Below are 20,991 nucleotides of genomic sequence, written 5' to 3'. Positions count from 1 at the left end.
GCCAGCCGCCTGACCGCAGACCCTCTCCCCCTCGGGAAGGGGGTCTATGCCGCGTCCTGGCGCTTCACCAGTCGCACATCAATCCCGCTCTTGCGCAGCCCTTCCAGACTTTCCGTCGGAATGCCTTCATCGACAATAATCATATCAATGCGTTGCGTATCGATGATCTTATGCAGACTCGAACGATTAAATTTGGTGGAATCGGTGACGACGATAATGCGTTCCGCCACTTCACACATCCGCCGGTTCAGGCGGGCTTCATCTTCATTGTGGGTACTCACACCGCGATCGAGGTCGATGGCGTCGACGCCGAGAAAAAGCATATCGAAGTGGTAATTCAGTAAAGACTGCTCGGCCTGATCGCCATAAAACGACTGCGACTGACGGCGCAGATGTCCCCCGGTCATTAACAGTTCCACCCCTTCAGCATCCAGCAGCGCATTCGCCACATTCATCCCATTGGTCATCGCAATAATGTCCGTATGTTGATGCAACAGACGGGCGATTTCATAGGTGGTGGTCCCGGAATCGAGAATAATACGATGCCCCGGTTGAATCAGTTCTACCGCCGCCCGCGCGATGCTGCGCTTCACCGCGGTATTGAGCGAACTTTTATCTTCCACCGACGGTTCGGGAGCCGGCATTGTCCCGTCGCAGATCAGCGCGCCGCCGTAAGCGCGAACCGCAATTCCTTGTTTTTCAAGGAAGGCCAGATCGTTGCGAATCGTCACCGTCGAGACACCGTATAAAAGAGAAAGATCGTTCACCTGCACGCTTCCCTGCTGCCGTAAGCGCTGGATAATCTGCTCACGCCTTTCACTGGTGCCGCTGATGCGCTTATCTGCAGAAGAGTCGGTACCGCTCATAAGTATTCCTTTCATCAAATCTTTCGTTTCATTTCGTTTGGTCTATTAACACCTTTCTTTTAACGGAATGCAAGCCCCATAAAGGCAGAGAGCAGCGCAACGCCCCTCGCTGAAACCTTTCATTATGTTTCTTTTGTGAAACAGATCGGAAAACTATTATCTTTCGTTTTATTTTTACATCACCATGATGCAGTATTAAATGAAACAAAACGAAAGATTAATCTCATTACCATCCGAAATGGAGAGGAAAGTGAAACATCTGACAAAAATGGTGGCGCAGCATAAACAAGGTAGAGGCAACGGTATTTATGCCGTCTGTTCCGCCCATCCACTGGTACTTGAGGCCGCCATTCGTTACGCCCGGGCGCAGCAAACCCCGTTACTGATTGAAGCCACATCCAATCAGGTCGATCAGTTCGGCGGTTATACCGGCATGACGCCGGCCGATTTCCGCGGTTTTGTCCACCAGCTCGCCGACTCGCTCGATTTTCCCCAATCACAGCTGATCCTCGGCGGCGATCACCTTGGGCCCAACCGCTGGCAAACCCTGCCTGCCGCCCAGGCGATGGCGAATGCCGATGATTTAATAAAAAGCTACGTCGCCGCCGGTTTTAAGAAGATCCACCTCGATTGCAGTATGTCCTGCGAAGGTGATCCGCTGCCGTTAACCGATGACATCGTCGCTGAACGCGCCGCGCGCCTGGCCGCGGTGGCGGAAGAGACCTGCCGTGAACGTTTCGGTGAATCTGACCTGGTCTACGTCATCGGCACCGAAGTCCCCGTCCCAGGCGGGGCTCATGAAACCCTGACCGAGCTACAGGTTACGACGCCTGATGCCGCGCGTGCGACGCTGGAAGCACATCGACATGCCTTTGAGCTACGCGGGCTGACCCACATCTGGCCACGTATCATCGGATTAGTGGTCCAGCCTGGCGTCGAATTCGATCACACGCATATTATCGACTATCAACCCCAGCAAGCCGAAGCGCTTAGCGCCATGGTTGAAGACTATGACGCGCTGGTCTTTGAAGCCCACTCGACCGATTACCAGACGCCGCAGGCGCTGCGGCAGCTGGTTAAAGATCATTTTGCTATTTTGAAGGTTGGCCCGGCGCTCACCTTCGCCCTGCGTGAAGCGCTGTTCTCACTGGCGGCAATAGAGGAGGAGCTGCTGCCTGCGAAGGCCTGCTCCGGGCTGCGTCAGGTGCTGGAAAACGTGATGCTCGATCGCCCGGAATACTGGCAAAACCACTATCACGGCGATGGTCATGCGCGACGTCTGGCGCGAGGCTATAGCTATTCAGACCGCGTGCGCTACTACTGGCCGGATCGGCAAATCGATGAGGCGTTTGCCCGCCTGGTGCGTAATCTCGCGGACTGGCCGCTCCCGCTGCCGCTCCTCAGTCAGTATATGCCGCTGCAGTACATCAAAGTTCGCGAGGGCGATCTCAAGGCGGAGCCGCGAGAACTCATCCTCGATCACATTCAGGACATACTGCAGCAGTACCACGCCGCCTGTGTGGGCGTTACGTCCCATAACGCATAACAACGAAGAGGAAAACGCGATGCCAAACATTGTCTTAAGCCGTATTGATGAACGTTTGATCCACGGTCAGGTAGGTGTCCAGTGGGTCGGATTTGCGGGAGCAAACCTGGTACTGGTGGCCAATGATGAGGTTGCTGAAGACCCGGTGCAGCAAAACCTGATGGAAATGGTCCTGGCAGAAGGGATCGCCGTACGCTTCTGGTCACTGCAAAAGGTTATCGACAATATCCACCGCGCCGCCGATCGACAAAAGATTCTACTGGTCTGCAAAACGCCAGCAGATTTCTTACGCCTGGTCGAAGGCGGCGTTCCCGTCACACGTATCAACGTAGGCAATATGCACTACGCCAATGGCAAACAACACATTGCCAAAACGGTTTCTGTAGACGCTGACGATATTGCGGCGTTTAACGGCCTGAAGGCCGCCGGGGTGGAATGCTTTGTTCAGGGCGTTCCGACAGAACCCGCTTTGGATCTCTTTAAACGACTCTGAGGGATTCATAATGGAAATCAGTCTGTTGCAGGCATTTGCGTTGGGCATTCTGGCCTTTATTGCGGGCCTGGATATGTTCAATGGTTTGACACATATGCACCGTCCGGTGGTGCTCGGCCCGCTGGTTGGCCTGATTCTGGGCGATATGCATACCGGCATTTTAACCGGCGGTACGCTGGAACTGGTCTGGATGGGGCTGGCCCCGCTGGCCGGCGCTCAGCCGCCAAACGTGATTATCGGTACCATCGTCGGCACCACCTTTGCCATTACTACCGGCGTGAAACCTGACGTTGCCGTCGGTGTCGCCGTGCCCTTCGCCGTCGCAGTACAAATGGGCATCACCTTCCTGTTCTCGGTGATGTCAGGGGTGATGTCTCGCTGCGACCGTATGGCAGCGAATGCTGATACCCGCGGTATTGAACGGGTTAACTATCTGGCGCTGCTGGCGCTGGGGATTTTCTATTTTCTCTGTGCTTTTCTGCCGATCTATTTCGGCGCGGAACATGCGAAAACGGCCATTGATGTTCTGCCTGAGCGCCTGATTGACGGTCTCGGCGTGGCTGGCGGCATTATGCCTGCTATCGGCTTCGCTGTTCTGCTGAAAATCATGATGAAAAACGTCTATATCCCCTATTTTATCATCGGTTTTGTCGCCGCTGCCTGGCTGAAGCTACCGGTGCTGGCCATTGCCGCCGCGGCGCTGGCAATGGCGTTAATAGACCTGCTGCGTAAATCTCCTGAACCGACTGCTTCTGCGGCACAGAAAGAGGAATTCGAAGATGGCATCTAATCAAACCACTCTGCCAGGCGTCTCCGCTCCTGAAGAGACGTTGCTTTCCGGCGTGAATGAAAACGTCTACGAAGACCAGAGTCTCGGTGCGGAGCTGACGAAAAAAGACATTAACCGCGTCGCCTGGCGGTCCATGCTTTTACAGGCCTCCTTCAACTATGAACGTATGCAGGCTTCAGGCTGGCTGTACGGTCTGCTGCCCGCGTTGAAAAAGATCCATACCAACCAACGCGACCTGGCACGAGCCATGAAAGGGCATATGGGGTTCTTCAACACCCATCCTTTTCTGGTGACTTTTGTTATCGGCATCATTCTCGCCATGGAACGTTCCAAGCAGGATGTCAACAGCATTCAGAGCACCAAAATTGCCGTGGGTGCCCCGCTCGGCGGGATTGGCGATGCAATGTTCTGGCTGACGCTACTGCCCATTTGCGGCGGGATTGGGGCCAGCCTCGCGCTACAAGGCTCTATCCTCGGCGCGGTGGTGTTTATTGTGCTGTTTAACGTGGTACATCTCGGATTGCGCTTTGGTCTTGCACACTACGCGTATCGTATGGGCGTGGCGGCGATCCCTTTGATTAAAGCCAATACCAAAAAAGTCGGACACGCGGCGTCTATTGTTGGCATGACGGTCATTGGCGCGCTGGTGGCCACCTATGTCCGTCTCAGCACTACGCTGGAGATCACCGCGGGTGATGCGGTGGTGAAACTGCAAACCGATGTCATCGATAAACTGATGCCGGCGTTTCTTCCACTGGTTTATACCCTGACCATGTTCTGGCTGGTGCGTCGCGGCTGGAGTCCGTTGCGCCTCATCGCGCTCACCGTTGTGCTGGGCGTTGTGGGTAAATTCTGCCACTTCCTGTAAAAACAAAGAGGTATTCGATGTTAGGCATTATTTTGACGGGGCATGGCGGCTTTGCCAGCGGTATGGAAATGGCGATGAAACAAATTCTGGGTGAACAATCGCAGTTTATTGCCATCGACTTTCCAGAAACCTCAACCACGGCCCTGCTGACTGCGCAGCTTGAGCAGGCAGTCAACGCACTGGATGCTCAGGACGATATCGTTTTTCTGACCGATCTCCTGGGGGGAACCCCCTTTCGCGTAGCCTCGACGCTGGCAATGCAAAAAACCGGGCGCGAGGTGATTACCGGCACGAATTTGCAGCTACTGCTTGAAATGGTGCTGGAACGCGAGGGGCTGAACAGCGAGGCGTTTCGCCTGCAGGCGCTGGAATGCGGGCATCGCGGGTTAACCAGCCTGGTCGATGAACTGGCGCGCTGTCGCGAAGAAAAACCGGTTGAGGAAGGAATATGACGCAAATTCTGCGTGCCAGACGCTTGCTAACCGAGCAGGGCTGGCTTGCCGATCATCAGCTTCGGATGGAAGCGGGCGTTATCACCGCCATCGAGCCCGTTCCGGTTGGCGTCACCGCGCGCGATGCCGATCTGCTTTGCCCGGCCTACATCGATACGCATGTCCACGGCGGCGCGGGTATTGATGTGATGGACGAGGCACCGGAAGCACTCGACAGGCTGGCGATGTATAAAACTCGCGAGGGAGTGGGGGCCTGGCTCCCGACTACCGTCACCGCGCCGTTGCAGGCCATCCACGGTGCGCTGGAACGTATCGCCCGACGCACGCTTTCCGGCGGCCCCGGCGCCCTGGTATTGGGGAGCTATCTTGAAGGCCCCTACTTTACGCCAGAGAATAAAGGCGCCCATCCACCCGAGTTGTTCCGTGAACTGGATATCGCCGAGCTGGATACGTTGATTGCTCGCTCCCGGCAAACGCTGCGGGTCGTGGCCCTGGCACCGGAAAAACCGGATGCCATACGGGCTATTCGCCATCTTAAACAGCAGGGTATCCGCGTCATGCTGGGCCATAGCGCTGCCACCTATGCACAGACCCGAGCGGCGTTTACCGCAGGCGCTGACGGGCTGGTGCATTGCTACAACGGCATGAGCGGATTACATCATCGGGAGCCTGGCATGGTCGGTGCCGGGTTAACCACCCGGCATGCATGGCTGGAACTTATCGCCGATGGTCATCATGTCCATCCTGCCGCCATGCAGCTGTGTTGCAGCTGTGCCAGAGAGAGGCTGGTCCTGATCACCGATGCGATGCAGGCAGCCGGCATGCCGGATGGCCACTATTCGTTGTGCGGCGAAGAGGTAGAAATGCGTAAGGGCATCGTACGTACCGCTTCCGGTGGCCTCGCGGGCAGCACGCTCTCTCTTGATGCCGCCGTTCGCAACATGGTTGAACAAGCAGGCGCCACGCCAGAACAGGCCATTCATATGGCATCGCTCCACCCTGCTCGTCTGTTGGGTATCGACGATCGGCTGGGATCGCTGCGGGCGGGAAAATACGCCAACGTTATTGCGCTGGATGACAGCCTGCAGCTGCAAAAAATCTGGATTCAGGGACAGGCTCTCTCCCTTTAATCCTTTCGTTATGTATCACATTGGCCTTCGGCGTTGTACCGAAAGGCCTTTTCCTTTCTTTCTGAAATAACGCCAGTCTGACAATAAAAACACGTAATTTATTGTTTATCAGTCACATAAAAACATCATAACTTCAAAGATCACAGTTTTCGTTTTATTTCTAATTTCTTCCATTGAACTTTCGATTTCTTTCATATAGATTTTATCTAACTGATTACATGAATAAGTGAAACGAAACGAAAGATAGCGACATTTTTGCCAGCGTCTGATGTGGAATTCACACGACTAAGGACTGAGTTATGCCTGAAACCTATACCGCCGCCTTTGCCTCGACTGGCACCTGGACTGAAGCAGAGATTCGTCAACAGCCCTCCTGCTGGCTTCGCTCACTCAACAACATCGACAATAATCGTGCAACGATCGACAGCTTCCTCGCCCCGCTGCTGCGCAAAAACGATCTGCGGATTGTCCTGACTGGTGCTGGCACCTCCGCCTTTATCGGCGAGATCATCGCGCCCTGGCTGTCGCGCCAGAGCGGAAAAAATATCAGCGCGATCCCAACGACGGACCTGGTCACCAACCCCATGGACTATTTTAACGCCGCACATCCGCTGCTGCTGGTCTCCTTTGCCCGCTCCGGCAATAGCCCGGAGAGCGTCGCCGCCGTTGAGCTGGCCAATCAGTTCGTACCGGAATGCTACCACCTGTCGATTACCTGTAATGAAGCCGGCAGCCTGTACCAAAATGCGGTGAACCGCGATAACGCCTTTGCGCTATTGATGCCGGCAGAAACACATGACCGCGGCTTCGCAATGACCAGCAGTATCACCACCATGATGGCAAGCTGCCTTGCGGTATTCGCGCCGGAGACGATCAACAGCAAAACCTTCCGTGACGTAGCGGATCGTTGCCAAACGATCCTCACGTCGCTGGGTGATTTTAGCGATGGGGTGTTTGGTTATGAGCCGTGGAAACGGATCGTCTATCTTGGCAGCGGCGGATTACAGGGCGCGGCTCGTGAATCGGCCCTCAAGGTCCTGGAGCTGACCGCCGGTAAGCTGGCGGCGTTTTATGACTCCCCAGTCGGCTTCCGCCACGGACCTAAATCGCTGGTGGATAATGAAACGCTGGTGGTGGTGATGGTGTCCAGCCATCCCTATACCCGCCAGTACGATCTCGATCTACTGGCCGAGCTGCGTCGCGACAACCAGGCCATGCGCGTGGTAGCAATAGCGGCCGAAAGCGACGCCGCCGTCGAAGCCGGCCCACACATCCTGTTACCGTCTTCTTCCCGCACCTTTAGCGATGTCGAGCAGGCGTTCTGCTTCCTGATGTATGCCCAGACGTTTGCGCTCGCACAATCTATCCGCGTTGGTAATACCCCGGATACCCCTTCCGCCAGCGGTACGGTTAACCGCGTGGTGCAAGGTGTTGTCATTCACCCCTGGAATGCTTGAGAGGAACGCATCATGAGTATTATTTCGACGAAATATCTCCTGCTGGATGCCCAGGCAAAAGGCTATGCGGTACCGGCATTCAACATTCATAACGCCGAGACGATCCAGGCGATCCTTGAAGTCTGCAGTGAAATGCGATCGCCGGTGATCCTCGCAGGAACGCCGGGCACGTTTAAGCACATCGCGCTGGAGGAGATCTATGCGCTATGCAGCGCTTACTCCACTACCTACGACATGCCGCTGGCGCTGCATCTCGATCATCACGAATCGCTGGAAGATATTACCCGTAAAGTAAATGCCGGCGTTCGTAGCGCCATGATCGATGGTAGCCATTTCCCGTTTGCAGAGAATGTCCGGCTGGTGAAATCGGTCGTGGATTTTTGCCATGCCCGTGATTGCAGCGTCGAAGCAGAACTCGGACGCCTGGGCGGCGTGGAAGACGATATGAGCGTTGATGCTGAAAGCGCTTTTCTGACCGATCCGCAGGAGGCAAAGCGTTTTGTTGAATTGACCGGAGTCGACAGTCTTGCGGTAGCAATCGGCACCGCCCACGGGCTCTACAGCAAAACGCCAAAAATTGACTTCCAGCGTCTGGCGGAAATCCGCGAGGTCGTGGACGTACCGCTGGTGCTGCACGGCGCAAGCGACGTACCTGACGATTACGTTCGCCGCACCATCGAACTGGGGGTATGTAAAGTCAACGTCGCCACCGAGCTAAAAATCGCCTTCGCCGCGGCGGTCAAAAAATGGTTCGCCGAAAATCCGCAGGGTAACGATCCTCGCTACTACATGCGCGTCGGTATGGATGCCATGAAAGAGGTGGTCAGACACAAAATCACCGTCTGCGGCTCAGCCAGCCGTCTACTGCTCCCCGCTGAAGCCTGATCGCTTTCGCAGGCGGTCATGATACGCCTCTGTCCCACAGCGTTATTCACGACAGGATAACGCTGATAAAACGAAAACAAAGGACCTCTGCCCCATGAAAAAAGCGCTCAATGTTTCGTTGCTCGCCCTGTTTATTTCACAAAGTGCCTTTGCGGCGAACTATGCACTGAATAACGACAATATGGCTTTCTCATTCGATGATGCCAGTTCGGCTGTGGTGGTTAAAGATACGCATTCCGGCCATCAGCTGTCGCCTCAGGAACCATTCTTTCTGACGCTACCGGATGAGACCGTTATCCATACGGCTGATTTTAAAATCAGCCACGTTGAGAAAAAAGAGAATACGCTGGTGGTGGAGTACGTCCATCCCGATTTCAACGTGACCATGACGCTGAACCTGCTGAAAGGCAAGTACGCCAGTATCGATTACACCATTGCCGCCGTTGGCAAAGCGCAGAATGTCGCGAAAATCACCTTCTTCCCGACCAAAAAACAGGCGCAGGCCCCTTATGTCGATGGCGCAATTAACAGTTCGCCGATTATTGCCGACACGTTTTTCATGTTGCCGAATAAGCCTGTCGTCAATACTTATGCCTATGAAGGCACCACCAATCTCAACGTCGAACTGAAAACGCCCGTCCAGCCGGAAACACCGGTGAGCTATACCACCTGGTTTGGCACCGTGGCGGAAACCAGCCAGCTGCGCCGCAGTGTTAACCAGTTTATCGATGCCGTTCGCCCACGCCCTTATAAACCCTACCTCCACTACAATAGCTGGATGGACATCGGCTTCTTTACCACCTACACCGAGCAGGACGTGCTGGGGCGTATGGATGAATGGAATAAGGCGTTTATTACCGGCCGCGGCGTACCTCTCGATGCTTTCCTGCTGGATGATGGCTGGGACGATCGTACCGGCAGATGGTTATTTGGCCCGGCATTCAGTCAGGGTTTCGGCAAGGTCAGGGAGAAAGCGGACAGCCTGCATAGTTCCGTCGGTTTATGGCTCTCACCGTGGGGCGGCTACAATAAACCGCGCGATATTCGCGTCTCTCATGCCAAAGAGTATGGTTTTGAAACGGTCGACGGTAAATTTGCGCTCTCAGGGCCTCGTTATTTCAAGAACTTCAATGAACAGATCGCCAGCCTGATTAAGAACGAACACATCACCTCCTTCAAACTGGACGGCATGGGCAATGCCAACTCACATATTGAGGGTAGCCCGTTTGCTTCCGATTTTGATGCCTCTATCGCCCTGCTACACAACATGCGTAGCGCAAACCCGAACCTGTTTATCAACCTGACGACCGGCACCGATGCCAGCCCGTCATGGCTGTTCTACGCTGATTCGATCTGGCGTCAGGGCGATGATATCAATCTGTACGGTCCCGGAACGCCGGTACAGCAGTGGATGACCTATCGCGACGCGGAAACCTGGCGCTCAATCGTAAGAAAGGGGCCATTATTCCCACTTAATTCCTTGATGTATCATGGTATTGTCAGTGCAGAGAATGCCTATTATGGACTGGAGAAAGTGCAGAGCGACGGCGATTTTGCCGATCAGGTGTGGAGCTATTTCGCGACGGGGACCCAGCTACAGGAGCTGTACATCACGCCGTCCATGTTGAACAAAGCCAAGTGGGACGTTCTGGCAGAGGCCGCAAAATGGTCGCGTGAAAATGCCCACGTGCTGGTGGATACACACTGGGTCGGCGGCGATCCGACGGCGCTTGAGGTGTATGGCTGGGCCTCCTGGAGCAAAGACAAGGCGATACTGGGACTGCGTAACCCTTCCGATAAACCGCAAAGTTACTACCTGAATCTGAAAAAAGAGTTTGAAATTCCTCAGGGCGAAGCAACCCGGTTTACTCTGACCGCTCGCTACGGCAATAACCCAACGGTTCCGGAGCATTATCAGGACGCCGTGGTTATTACGCTACAGCCGCTACAAACGCTGGTTTTTGAAGCCACGCCGATCAAATAAGATAAATGGCCCGGGGTTCCCGGGCCTGTCTCTTATCCCTGCTGCTCCAGCGCATATTTATACAGCGCATTTTTCTTCACGCCGTGAATTTCCGCGGCCAGCGCAGCGGCTTTTTTCAGCGGTAGCTCCGCCTGCAGCAGAGCCAGCGTACGCAGCGCGTCTGCGGGCAGGGCTTCTTCCTGCGCTTTAAACCCTTCGACGATCAGTACCATCTCGCCTTTACGTCGGTTCTCATCCTCTTTCACCCACGCCAGCAGTTCGCCAATTGGCGCGCCGTGAATGGATTCCCAGGTTTTGGTCAGCTCACGCGCCAGCACCACGTAGCGGGACTCTCCCAGCACCGTGCAGATATCTTCCAGGCTTTCCAGTAAACGGTGAGTTGATTCGTAAAAGATCAGCGTACGCGGCTCTTCTTCCAGCGCCTTCAGCGTATCGCGACGTCCTTTTGATTTTGCCGGCAGGAATCCTTCGTAGCAGAAACGATCGGAAGGCAGTCCTGCCGCGCTGAGCGCAGCAATGGCGGCACAGGGGCCCGGAAGCGGCACCACGCGGATATTGGCCTCGCGACAAGCCCGTACCAGGTGATAGCCCGGATCGTTGATCAGCGGAGTCCCGGCGTCAGACACCAGCGCAATGTTCTGCCCGTCTTTTAATTTCGCCAGAAGTGTTTCAGCTTTTTGCTGTTCATTATGGTCGTGCAGCGCAAATAAACGGGCGTTAATCGCAAAATGCTGGAGCAGCAAACCGGTGTGGCGGGTATCTTCCGCGGCAACTAAATCAACGGCTTGTAATACTTCCAGGGCACGCTGCGTGATATCAGACAGATTTCCGATCGGAGTGGGCACAATATAGAGCTGCCCCTGAGAATTATCTGCTGATTCGTGTTGTTTCATTGTCTCGTCCGTATTGCCGAATTAATATTGAGCATTGAGCCAAAAAAATATCACTGGATACATATGGTACCGTCAACATTTCTTCGTTCTAAACCCGCGCGTTGTCTGCCCGTACTGCTGGCTGCTTTGATCTTCGCTGGCTGCGGCACCCATACCCCGGATCAAAGCACGGCGTTTTTACAGGGTACGGCACAGGCAGATTCCAGTTACTACCTACAGCAAATGCAGCAAAGCTCGAATGATAGCAAGACCAACTGGCAATTACTCGCCATTCGTGCACTGTTACAGGAAGGCAAAAAGCAGCAGGCCATCGACCTGTTCAACCAGCTGCCCTCTAATCTCAACGGTACCCAGGCCCGCGAGCAATCTCTGCTGGCCGTCGAAGTGAAGCTGGCACAGAACGATTTCCAGGGCGCTCAGGCGCTGCTGAGCAAGCTCGATCCGGCAAACTTCGAGACGAATCAGCAGCCGCGATACTGGCAGGCGCAGATTGATGCCAGCCAGGGCCGTCCGTCAATTACGCTGCTACGTGCCCTGATCGCCCAGCAGCCGCTGCTGAGTCAGCCGAAACAACAGCAGCAGAATATCGACGCGACCTGGAAAGCGCTCACCTCAATGACCCAGGATCAGGCTAACGCGCTGATCATCAATGCCGATGAAAACGTCCTGCAGGGATGGCTGGATCTGCAACGCATGTGGTTTGACAACCGTAACGATCCCACCCTGCTCAAAGCCGGCGTGAAAGACTGGCAAACCCGCTATCCGCAGAACCCTGGCGCGAAAATGCTGCCAACGGCGCTGGTGAATATGCAAAATTATAAACCGGCCTCAACCAATAAGATCGCCCTCCTGCTGCCGCTCAACGGCCAGGCCGCCGTCTTCGGTCGTACCATCCAGCAGGGTTTTGAAGCGGCGAAAAATGGCGCGCCGACCGTCACCGGAAACGCCGTTCCTGCCCAGGTTGCGCAGGCCGCCAGTGTCGCCAGCAGCGACGTCGTGAGCCCTTCACAGGCCGAAGTGGGTGACCTGACCTCAACCAATACCGCGCCGGTCCCTGTACAGGCGCCAGAGGCCGATCGGGCGCCGGCTCCGGTCACTGCGCCGACCGCCACTCAGGCTGCCGCGGTGCCGGAGCAGTCAGCCACCAGCGACGCCACCGCCACAACCGCGCAACCTGCGGTCAGCGCACCGCAGACCCAGCCGGTTGCCACCACCCCGGCCAACCCTTCGGCTGAACTGAAAATTTACGACACCACCACGCAACCAATGAGTCAGCTGCTCGCGCAGGTACAGCAGGATGGCGCCACCCTCGTCGTCGGCCCGCTGCTCAAAGATAACGTCGAGGATGTCATCAAGAGCAATACCTCGCTCAACGTACTGGCGCTGAACCAGCCGGAGAAAGTCGAAAATCGCGCCAATATTTGCTATTTCGCCCTCTCCCCGGAAGATGAGGCCCGTGACGCGGCGCGCCATATTCACGATCAGGGCAAACAAACGCCGCTGCTGCTGGCTCCTCGCGGCGCGCTCGGCGATCGCGTGGTGAACGCCTTCGCCAACGAGTGGTTAAAACTGGGTGGCGGAACCGTCCTGCAGCAGCGCTTTGGTTCCGCTTCTGAGCTGAAATCCAGCGTCAACAGCGGTATCTCTCTGAGCGGTACGCCCGTTTCTACGCTGCCGTCAGCGTCTGACAGCAGCCTCGGCAACCCGGAAGATGTCCCGGTCAGCAGTAGCGGTGGCGTCGACGCCGCCTGGATCCTGGCGACGCCGGAACAGATTGCCTATATCAAACCGATGATCGCCCTGCGCAACGGCAGCCAGAGCAATGTCACCCTGTACGCCAGCTCCCGTAGCGCCCAGGGCACTGCCGGTCCGGATTTCCGCCTGGAGATGGAAGGTTTGCAGTATAGTGAGATCCCGATGCTGGCCGGCAGCAACCCGGCGCTGATGCAGCAGGCGCTCTCCGCCGTGCGCAACGATTACTCACTGGCTCGCCTGTATGCAATGGGCGCGGATGCCTGGTCTCTGGCTAACCATTTCGCCCAGATGCGCCAGACGCCGGGCTTCGAGCTGAACGGTAACACCGGCGATCTGACGGCCACGCAGGACTGCGTGATCAACAGGAAATTGTCATGGCTCAAGTACCAACACGGACAGATCGTCGCAGCCAACTAACCAAACAGACCGGAGATGCCTGGGAAAACCAGGCTCGCCGGTGGCTGGAAAGCCGGGGGCTGCATTTTATCGCCGCCAACGCCCGCGAGCGGGGCGGTGAGATTGACCTCATCATGCGCGATGGCGCGGTAACCGTTTTTGTGGAAGTGCGCTATCGGCGCAGCGCAAGCTACGGGGATGCCGCCTCCAGCGTCACGCAAAAAAAACAACAAAGACTCCTCCAGGCTGCTCGCCTGTGGCTCTCCCGGCAGAATGGGAGCTTTGACACTGTGGATTGCCGTTTCGATGTGGTAGCCTTCACCGGAAACGACATCCAATGGCTGAGAAACGCCTTTGGCGAATAGCGTAAATGAATTAAGGGATCCCGTGCTCGATAGAATTAAAGCCTGCTTTACTGAAAGCATTCAAACCCAAATTGCAGCAGCGGAAGCTCTCCCGGATGCCATCTCCCGTGCGGCCTTGACCCTGGTACAGTCGCTGCTCAATGGCAACAAAATCCTCTGTTGTGGCAATGGCACATCTGCCGCCAACGCACAGCATTTTGCTGCCAGCATGATTAATCGTTTTGAAACAGAGCGTCCTGGTTTACCCGCCATTGCACTAAATACCGATAATGTGGTCTTAACCGCAATTGCCAACGATCGCCTGCATGACGAAATCTACGCCAAGCAGGTTCGCGCGTTAGGCCACGCAGGTGATGTTCTGCTGGCCATTTCCACGCGCGGCAATAGTCGGGACATCGTGAAAGCCGTTGAAGCTGCCGTCACCCGCGATATGACCATCGTCGCACTCACCGGCTACGACGGCGGTGAGCTGGCTGGTCTGCTGGGCCAGCAGGATGTCGAAATCCGCATTCCGTCTCATCGCAGCGCGCGAATTCAGGAAATGCATATGCTCACCGTTAACTGCCTGTGCGATTTGATTGATAACACGCTTTTTCCACACCAGGACGATTAAGGAGAACACATGAAGGCTCTCTCGCCCCTCGCCATCATTCTTTCTGCGCTACTGCTACAAGGATGCGTTGCCGCAGCGGTAGTCGGAACGGCAGCTGTCGGCACCAAAGCCGCCACGGACCCGCGTACGGTCGGTACTCAGGTTGATGACAGTACGCTGGAACTGCGCGTCAACAGCGCGCTGTCGAAAGACGAGCAAATTAAGAAACAGGCGCGGATTAACGTTACCGCCTATCAGGGCAAAGTCCTGCTGACCGGTCAGTCTCCGGTGGCGGATCTCTCCGCGCGCGCGAAACAAATCGCCATGGGCGTCGAAGGCACAACGGAAGTCTTTAACGAAGTGCGTCAGGGCCAGCCGATTGGTTTAGGTACCGCCTCTTCCGATACCTGGATTACGACCAAAGTGCGCTCTCAGCTGCTGGGCACCGATCAGGTCAAATCGTCAAACGTTAAAGTAACGACCGAGAATGGCGAAGTGTTCCTGATGGGTCTGGTCACGGAGCGTGAAGGTCGTGCGGCGGCAGATATCGCCAGTCGGGTAAGCGGCGTATCGCGTGTGACCACCGCCTTTACCTATATCAAGTAAGTCCCCCAAATAGTCCCGGCTCGCGCAATGCTGAACCGGGTGACGAACCGGGCAAGGCGTTAGCCGCAGCCCGGGATTTCCTCAGAGTAACGCCAGTCCGCCAACCACCGCGCCGCATAGGGCCACCAGCCCACCGGTCAGCCACAGCGCTTTCGCCGGAAAAGCCTTACGCAACATAATCAACGACGGCACGCTGACCGCAGGCAGCGTGATGAGCAGCGCCAGCGCCGGGGCAAACCCCATTCCCGCCAGCATCATGGTTTGGACGATAGGGATCTCCGCCGCGGTAGGGATGACAAACAGACAGCCGGCTATCGCCATCGCCACCACCCAGAACAGGGTATTCCCCACCACGCCATCGGCATGCGGGAACAGCCAGACACGTGCCGCCCCCAGCACCAGGACCGCCAGAATATAGACCGGGATAGTATTCCAGAACAGGGTCCAGAGTGCGCTCAGCCAGCGGGTGAAAAAAGGCCCCTGTGCGGTACCATCGACAGCCGGAAGAGCTGACGGTTGCGTTGCCGCCTCTTTGACCCATTTTTGCACCAGCGTCGCCACGATCAACACCGTTGCCAGCCCGGCAGCCAGGCGAATCAACGCAAACTGCCAGCCCAGCACAAAGCCCATAAACACCAGCGTTGCCGGATTCAGCAGCGGGTTGCCCATCCAGAACGCCAGCGCGCCGCCCATCGATACCTGCTGCTTACGCATCCCCGCCGCAACCGGTGCGGCGCAGCAAGTACACATCATACCAGGCAGAGAAAACAGCACCCCTGAGAGCGTACCGCGAAATCGCGATTGGCCCAGCGTACGCAGCAGCCAGTCGCGCGGGATCAGCACCTGAATCAGCGAACCGAGCAGGACGCCCAGCACCGCCGCTTTCCACACCGCCAGGAAGTAGACCACCGCGTAGTCCCATGCCGCTTTTAGCGGGTTGGCGTCGGCCTGGGCCAGGATCGATTTACCGATACTGTGCGTTTCTGCGGCCGTAAACGCCTTGCCATAGTAAGGCTGCCATTTGACGAACCACAGGCCAACGATAACAACGAGAAAAAAGAGTGCGGGCTTCCACCATTGAAACGGTGACGCCGCCTGAGATGAAGACTGACCAGCCATAGCATTCCCCAGGAAAGATGTGGTGATATGATGTGAAGCGCAGAATACTACGCTTCGCTGGCCGCAATTTCACGCAGTTTTGCCGATGGCAGAATCGTCACGCCTTCCCGGCCAGGGGTCAGCGCTTCGCTCAGCATCGCTTGCGCCACCTCATGGGCATGGATAGATTTCCAGTTTCCCGGCAGCAATCGGAATAATGGCGCCAGCACCGCTTCATTTGCCCTTTTTTGCTCTCGATCGCCCAGCAGCATCGACGGGCGCAAAATCGTCAGACGCGTCCACGGCTGCGCACGCAGCGCCTCTTCCATTTCGCCTTTAACGCGGTTGTAGAAGAACATCGAATGCGGATTGGCCCCCATCGCGCTGACCACCAGCATGTGCTTCGCGCCCAGCCGGAGCCCGGTGAGCGCCGTATCCACCACCAGCTGGTAGTCAGCCTGAATGAAGGCGGCTTTGCTGCCCGCGTCTCGCAGCGTGGTCCCGAGACAGCAAAACACGATATCAACAGGGTCAACAACCTGCGCCAGCGCATCGCTCAGCTCAGGCGCGTGAGGATTTAGCACTCCCTCTGCGTCCGCCAGCGGGCGGCGGGTCGCTGCGGTTATCGCCGCAATGTCCGGCGCCTCGATCAGCATTCGAAGTAAGTGCCCACCAACTAATCCGGTAGCCCCTGTTATTAGCACCTGACTCATTATGCCCCCTGAAAAATCAGCCCTTCAGCGGCGGATGCCGCGGTAACAAGAGTATGCGGGAAATGTGAGACTCTGCACGCCCGTGCGGGCTTTCACTCGCTATCCGGGTGACGTAGCCAGTGTAACTTGGTGCCAAACCCCAGCGTGTTATCGGTGAATTTGAGCTCATCCGGGCGGATTTCCCAGACCGGCGCACGCAGCATCCTGGCGATCGGAAAGCGGCTGACGTACCGCGCGCGCATCGTCTCTTCCTCGTGACCTGAAAGACGACGAATTTCACCTTTGAACTGGACGCCGCGAATACGGGCAACGGTTTTCGGCTGGCCATTGACGGTGCCGGCGACCTTTGCGCGCAGGCCGGTCATCTGCCCGTGGCGGGTACTGTCATCACTCAGGAGATAGAAGGCGACGTTTTGCGAGTCATACACATAGAACGCATTGGCGCACCACAGCTCTCCGTCGCTGGCAACGCACCAGCTAATCACATGCTGTTTGCCAAGCCAGCGGCTGATAGCAGCAAGCGTATCCATCTTTACTCTCCGGTATGTTATGGTGCAACTACCTTAACATACCGATCTTTCTACCGTGCGCTGGTTTCTCTATCTGATACGTACCGCCGATAATCGCCTTTACACCGGGATCACTACCGATGTTGCACGCCGTTTTTGTCAGCATCAGGATGGCAAGGGAGCAAAAGCATTGCGCGGAAAAGGCGAACTGCAGCTGGCGTTCAGCCAGGAAGTTGGTGAACACTCACTTGCGCTACGACTGGAGTATCGCATCAAGCAGCTAACGAAGCGCCAGAAAGAGCGCCTCGTTGCCGGAGATGGTTCTTTTGAGACTCTGCTGGAGAGCCTCAGAGGCGGTTAAAGCGATCGCAGTACTCTACCAGCCCATGCACCCCTTCCAGCGCGTCATCGGCCAACGGGCGCACCTGGAACGCCTCGCCGGTATCCGGCCAGCGGCAACGCAGATCGAAGCGGGCAGCCGGCTCAAAGCCGAGGCGGCCGTAGAAGGCCGGCTCGCCCAGCGTCACCACTGCGGCATAGCTAAACTCATTCAATGAATCCAGCCCTTCGTAGACCAGCTGGCTGCCGATTCCCTGGCCGCGATAGTTTTCATCTACCGCCAGCGGCGCCAGTCCGACCCACTGCAGCTCTTCGCCTTCAACGGAGACCGGGCTGAAGGCGACATAGCCAATAACCTGCCCTTCATCATCTGTCGCCACCACGCCCAGCGTGATCAGGCCGTCTTCACGTAAATCGTGCACCAGCTGCGCTTCGGCATCGCTGCCAAACGTACGGCGCAGTAACGCGTCGATTCCCGGTGCATCAATCCCAATTTCAACTCGAATCAGCATGCCTCACCTACCGATGTCTGTTCAGGTTTCCGCGGGCCGTTCAGCCCCGCTTCAACAAAGTCAGCCAGCTGCAGCAGCATCACGCGCAGCGCTTTTGGCATCTGCTCCAGCTCAATGGCATCCATCAGGTTTTTTACATACAGCCCCAGCTCAGTATCACCTTCGATGACCAGCCGACGCTGGAAGAACAATGTATCCGGATCCTGTTTACGCGCGGCGATCATCAGCAGATCGCTGGCATCGGCGCTGAAGCTCACATCCGCTTCGGCCGTAGCGCTGACCACCAGACGCCCTTCGCTCACCGAGGTATACCACAGCAAACCGATATCACGCACATTAATACTTAACCAGCGGCCTTCGAGAAAATCCAGTTCGCCCTCTTCCAGAGCCTGACGAAACTGCCAGCTTAATACCTGCTCCAGCACCTGGCGCTTGAGGGCAAAAGGCGCCAGCTTAACCGGCACGCTCATCAAAGACGGGCCAAAGTGGACCAGCCGGGAACGCAATTTATCCAACACAAGCCTTACTCCATGAAAGCAATAGTTCCGCTATTGTGCCATATCAAATAAACGACATAGCGGCGTAAATCAACAAAATCACCACAACGGGTACCAATTATTGGCGCCGCCAATACGCTTTTAACTGCCTCAAATCAAAAATTGTCACCAGAAGGTTAACTAAAATCCCTGCTCATTAACCCTATCAGCGTCCCTACGGGCCGCATTTTTCAGGAAAAATTATGGAGCTGCTCTGCCCAGCCGGCAACCTTCCGGCACTTAAGGCGGCCATCGAAAACGGTGCCGACGCCGTCTATATCGGGCTGAAAGATGACACCAACGCCCGCCACTTTGCCGGCCTTAATTTCACCGAAAAGAAACTGCAGGAGGCCGTTAGCTTTGTGCATCAGCACCGTCGTAAGCTGCATATAGCGATCAACACCTTTGCACATCCTGACGGTTATGCCCGCTGGCAGCGTGCGGTAGACATGGCGGCACAGCTGGGCGCGGATGCCTTAATCCTTGCCGATATCGCCATGCTGGAATACGCCGCAGAGCGTTATCCGCATATTGAACGCCACGTTTCGGTACAGGCGTCGGCAACCAACGAAGAGGCGGTGCGTTTCTATCATCGCAATTTCGATGTCGCCCGCGTTGTGCTACCGCGCGTGCTGTCGATTCATCAGGTAAAACAGCTCGCCCGCACGACGCCGGTTCCGCTGGAGGTCTTCGCCTTCGGCAGCCTGTGCATCATGGCAGAAGGCCGCTGCTACCTCTCTTCTTACCTGACCGGCGAATCGCCGAATACCGTCGGCGCCTGTTCACCTGCGCGCTTTGTCCGCTGGCAACAAACGCCGCAGGGTCTCGAGTCACGCCTCAACGAAGTGCTGATCGATCGCTATCAGGATGGTGAAAATGCGGGTTACCCGACGCTGTGCAAGGGTCGCTATCTGGTAGATGGCGAGCGCTATCATGCGCTGGAAGAGCCAACCAGCCTGAATACGCTGGAGCTCCTGCCGGAACTGATGGCGGCAAATATTGCGTCGGTGAAAATTGAAGGTCGCCAGCGCAGCCCCGCCTACGTCACCCAGGTGGCGAAAGTATGGCGCCAGGCGATCGATCGCTGCAAAGCCGATCCGCAAAACTTTATTCCGCAATCCGCATGGATGGAGACGCTCGGTGCCATGTCCGAAGGGACACAAACCACCCTTGGCGCCTACCACCGTAAATGGCAGTGAGAAAAGTAATGAAATATTCATTAGGGCCGGTGCTTTACTACTGGCCGAAAGAGACGCTGGAAGATTTTTACCAGCAGGCCGCACGATCCAGTGCTGATACGATCTATCTGGGCGAAGCCGTATGCAGCAAACGCCGCGCCACCAAAGTGGGCGACTGGCTGGAGATGGCGAAAGCGCTGGCGGGCAGCGGTAAGCAGGTGGTGCTCTCCACGCTTGCGCTGGTGCAGGCCTCTTCCGAACTCAACGAGCTGAAGCGCTATGTCGATAACGGTGAATTTCTGATCGAAGCCAGCGACCTTGGCGTCGTCAATATGTGCGCAGAGCGCAAACTGCCTTTCGTCGCCGGACATGCGCTCAACTGCTATAACGCCGTCACCCTGCGTCTGCTGCGTAAACAAGGAATGATACGCTGGTGCATGCCGGTTGAGCTGTCTCGCGACTGGCTGGTGAACCTGCTCGCCCAGTGCGAAGAGCTCGGTCTCCGCGACCAGTTCGAAGTGGAAGTCCTGAGCTACGGCCACCTGCCGTTGGCCTATTCCGCTCGCTGCTTTACCGCACGTTCCGAAGATCGCCCGAAAGATGAATGTGAGACCTGCTGCATCAAGTACCCGAACGGGCGCAGCGTGCTGTCCCAGGAAAATCAGCAGGTGTTTGTCCTGAACGGTATTCAGACCATGAGCGGCTATGTCTATAACCTCGGCAACGAACTGGCGTCGATGCAGGGGCTGGTCGATATGGTGCGCCTGTCACCGCTGGGTAACGATACCTTTGCTATGCTCGATGCCTTCCGCGCCAATGAAAACGGCGCCTCGCCGCTGCCGCTGATCGCCAACAGTGACTGCAACGGTTACTGGAAACGACTGGCCGGGCTGGAACTGCAGTCCTGAAAATAGCTCGCTTTGTTAACAACATGCTTCGTCTTTTCATGCAGTATGAAAGCTGCAGCTTTTCTGGCTGGCGCTCGCTGAATGCGCCAGGCTGGAAGAAGACCTTCAATCTGATGACGA

General features: G+C 56.3%; 23 protein-coding genes. 16 read left to right on the top strand and 7 right to left on the bottom strand.

What is annotated here, in order from left to right:
- Window positions 1-44: 44 nt before the first annotated feature.
- Window positions 45-866, bottom strand: coding sequence for a DeoR family transcriptional regulator (locus OQV00_RS03020; protein WP_004867990.1), 822 nt, complete (start codon window positions 864-866; stop codon window positions 45-47).
- 238 nt (window positions 867-1,104) lie between these two features.
- Between OQV00_RS03020 and kbaZ the strand changes: the two genes are divergently transcribed.
- From kbaZ to OQV00_RS02975, 9 genes are all read left to right on the top strand, one after another.
- Window positions 1,105-2,412 carry a tagatose-bisphosphate aldolase subunit KbaZ gene (gene kbaZ, locus OQV00_RS03015; protein ID WP_071984184.1) on the top strand — a complete coding sequence of 436 codons (1,308 nt, stop codon included), beginning with the start codon at window positions 1,105-1,107 and terminating at the stop codon, window positions 2,410-2,412.
- Between the two features lie 19 nt (window positions 2,413-2,431).
- Entirely contained in the window at window positions 2,432-2,905 is a 474-nt protein-coding gene (agaV, locus tag OQV00_RS03010) for a PTS N-acetylgalactosamine transporter subunit IIB (RefSeq protein WP_266279813.1), read from the top strand.
- 10 nt (window positions 2,906-2,915) lie between these two features.
- Entirely contained in the window at window positions 2,916-3,695 is a 780-nt protein-coding gene (gene agaW, locus OQV00_RS03005; RefSeq protein ID WP_266279811.1) for a PTS N-acetylgalactosamine transporter subunit IIC, read from the top strand.
- Window positions 3,685-4,563 carry a PTS N-acetylgalactosamine transporter subunit IID gene (agaE, locus tag OQV00_RS03000; protein WP_015585675.1) on the top strand — a complete coding sequence of 293 codons (879 nt, stop codon included), beginning with the start codon at window positions 3,685-3,687 and terminating at the stop codon, window positions 4,561-4,563. The genes agaW and agaE overlap by 11 nt, the downstream gene beginning before the upstream one ends.
- Before the next feature lie 17 nt (window positions 4,564-4,580).
- The gene (agaF, locus tag OQV00_RS02995; protein ID WP_015585674.1) at window positions 4,581-5,015 is read left to right on the top strand and encodes a PTS galactosamine/N-acetylgalactosamine transporter subunit IIA; all 435 of its coding nucleotides are present in this window, start codon (window positions 4,581-4,583) and stop codon (window positions 5,013-5,015) included.
- A complete protein-coding gene (nagA, locus tag OQV00_RS02990) occupies window positions 5,012-6,145 on the top strand; it encodes an N-acetylglucosamine-6-phosphate deacetylase (protein WP_015585673.1) in 1,134 nt (377 codons plus the stop codon). The genes agaF and nagA overlap by 4 nt, the downstream gene beginning before the upstream one ends.
- Before the next feature lie 299 nt (window positions 6,146-6,444).
- Complete coding sequence (locus OQV00_RS02985; RefSeq protein WP_048023316.1) at window positions 6,445-7,602, top strand: AgaS family sugar isomerase; 1,158 nt, start codon at window positions 6,445-6,447, stop codon at window positions 7,600-7,602.
- 12 nt (window positions 7,603-7,614) lie between these two features.
- Window positions 7,615-8,487 (top strand): tagatose-bisphosphate aldolase subunit KbaY, encoded by an 873-nt coding sequence (kbaY, locus tag OQV00_RS02980; RefSeq protein ID WP_048023314.1) that lies wholly within the window; start codon window positions 7,615-7,617, stop codon window positions 8,485-8,487.
- A gap of 94 nt (window positions 8,488-8,581) precedes the next feature.
- Window positions 8,582-10,471, top strand: a complete 1,890-nt coding sequence (locus OQV00_RS02975; protein ID WP_015585670.1) for an alpha-galactosidase — start codon at window positions 8,582-8,584, stop codon at window positions 10,469-10,471.
- 32 nt (window positions 10,472-10,503) lie between these two features.
- Here OQV00_RS02975 and rsmI read toward each other — a convergent pair whose 3' ends face one another.
- Window positions 10,504-11,364, bottom strand: coding sequence for a 16S rRNA (cytidine(1402)-2'-O)-methyltransferase (rsmI, locus tag OQV00_RS02970; protein ID WP_015585669.1), 861 nt, complete (start codon window positions 11,362-11,364; stop codon window positions 10,504-10,506).
- Window positions 11,365-11,427: 63 nt separating this feature from the next.
- Here rsmI and OQV00_RS02965 point away from each other — a divergent pair, with 63 nt between their 5' ends.
- The 4 genes from OQV00_RS02965 to dolP are packed head-to-tail and all read left to right on the top strand — an operon-like array spanning window position 11,428 to window position 15,078.
- The gene (locus OQV00_RS02965; protein ID WP_004868017.1) at window positions 11,428-13,536 is read left to right on the top strand and encodes a penicillin-binding protein activator; all 2,109 of its coding nucleotides are present in this window, start codon (window positions 11,428-11,430) and stop codon (window positions 13,534-13,536) included.
- Window positions 13,494-13,880: a YraN family protein gene (locus tag OQV00_RS02960; RefSeq protein WP_004868021.1), complete on the top strand. Its 387-nt coding sequence runs from the start codon at window positions 13,494-13,496 to the stop codon at window positions 13,878-13,880. The genes OQV00_RS02965 and OQV00_RS02960 overlap by 43 nt, the downstream gene beginning before the upstream one ends.
- A 22-nt stretch (window positions 13,881-13,902) precedes the next feature.
- Window positions 13,903-14,493 carry a DnaA initiator-associating protein DiaA gene (gene diaA, locus OQV00_RS02955; protein WP_004868024.1) on the top strand — a complete coding sequence of 197 codons (591 nt, stop codon included), beginning with the start codon at window positions 13,903-13,905 and terminating at the stop codon, window positions 14,491-14,493.
- Between the two features lie 9 nt (window positions 14,494-14,502).
- On the top strand, window positions 14,503-15,078 hold the full coding sequence (dolP, locus tag OQV00_RS02950; protein WP_004868028.1) for a division/outer membrane stress-associated lipid-binding lipoprotein: 576 nt from the start codon (window positions 14,503-14,505) through the stop codon (window positions 15,076-15,078).
- A gap of 81 nt (window positions 15,079-15,159) precedes the next feature.
- Here the strand turns inward: dolP and OQV00_RS02945 are convergent, their stop codons facing one another.
- The 3 genes from OQV00_RS02945 to OQV00_RS02935 form a co-directional block, all read right to left on the bottom strand.
- A complete protein-coding gene (locus tag OQV00_RS02945; RefSeq protein ID WP_266279808.1) occupies window positions 15,160-16,197 on the bottom strand; it encodes a permease in 1,038 nt (345 codons plus the stop codon).
- Between the two features lie 47 nt (window positions 16,198-16,244).
- Window positions 16,245-16,889, bottom strand: a complete 645-nt coding sequence (locus OQV00_RS02940; RefSeq protein WP_015585665.1) for an NAD(P)H-binding protein — start codon at window positions 16,887-16,889, stop codon at window positions 16,245-16,247.
- Window positions 16,890-16,981: 92 nt separating this feature from the next.
- Window positions 16,982-17,419, bottom strand: coding sequence for a YhbP family protein (locus tag OQV00_RS02935; protein ID WP_004868037.1), 438 nt, complete (start codon window positions 17,417-17,419; stop codon window positions 16,982-16,984).
- A 55-nt stretch (window positions 17,420-17,474) separates the two neighbouring features.
- Here OQV00_RS02935 and OQV00_RS02930 point away from each other — a divergent pair, with 55 nt between their 5' ends.
- Window positions 17,475-17,759 (top strand): GIY-YIG nuclease family protein, encoded by a 285-nt coding sequence (locus OQV00_RS02930; protein ID WP_004868040.1) that lies wholly within the window; start codon window positions 17,475-17,477, stop codon window positions 17,757-17,759.
- Here OQV00_RS02930 and OQV00_RS02925 read toward each other — a convergent pair.
- The gene (locus OQV00_RS02925; RefSeq protein ID WP_004868043.1) at window positions 17,746-18,249 is read right to left on the bottom strand and encodes a GNAT family N-acetyltransferase; all 504 of its coding nucleotides are present in this window, start codon (window positions 18,247-18,249) and stop codon (window positions 17,746-17,748) included. The two genes, OQV00_RS02930 and OQV00_RS02925, sit on opposite strands and share 14 nt — an antisense overlap.
- The gene (ubiT, locus tag OQV00_RS02920) at window positions 18,243-18,767 is read right to left on the bottom strand and encodes a ubiquinone anaerobic biosynthesis accessory factor UbiT (protein ID WP_004868045.1); all 525 of its coding nucleotides are present in this window, start codon (window positions 18,765-18,767) and stop codon (window positions 18,243-18,245) included. Before ubiT ends, OQV00_RS02925 begins: the two co-directional genes overlap by 7 nt.
- A 221-nt stretch (window positions 18,768-18,988) precedes the next feature.
- Here ubiT and ubiU point away from each other — a divergent pair, with 221 nt between their 5' ends.
- Both ubiU and OQV00_RS02910 read left to right on the top strand, forming a co-directional pair.
- Window positions 18,989-19,984, top strand: a complete 996-nt coding sequence (gene ubiU / locus OQV00_RS02915) for a ubiquinone anaerobic biosynthesis protein UbiU (protein ID WP_004868047.1) — start codon at window positions 18,989-18,991, stop codon at window positions 19,982-19,984.
- Window positions 19,985-19,992: 8 nt separating this feature from the next.
- On the top strand, window positions 19,993-20,871 hold the full coding sequence (locus OQV00_RS02910; protein WP_004868048.1) for a U32 family peptidase: 879 nt from the start codon (window positions 19,993-19,995) through the stop codon (window positions 20,869-20,871).
- The last annotated feature ends 120 nt before the right edge of the window (window positions 20,872-20,991 follow it).

The organism is Klebsiella sp. DY2415 (assembly GCF_026314315.1).
In the GTDB taxonomy this organism is placed as follows: Bacteria; Pseudomonadota; Gammaproteobacteria; order Enterobacterales; family Enterobacteriaceae; genus Klebsiella; species Klebsiella ornithinolytica.
This window is presented reverse-complemented; position numbering and strand designations above follow the sequence as displayed.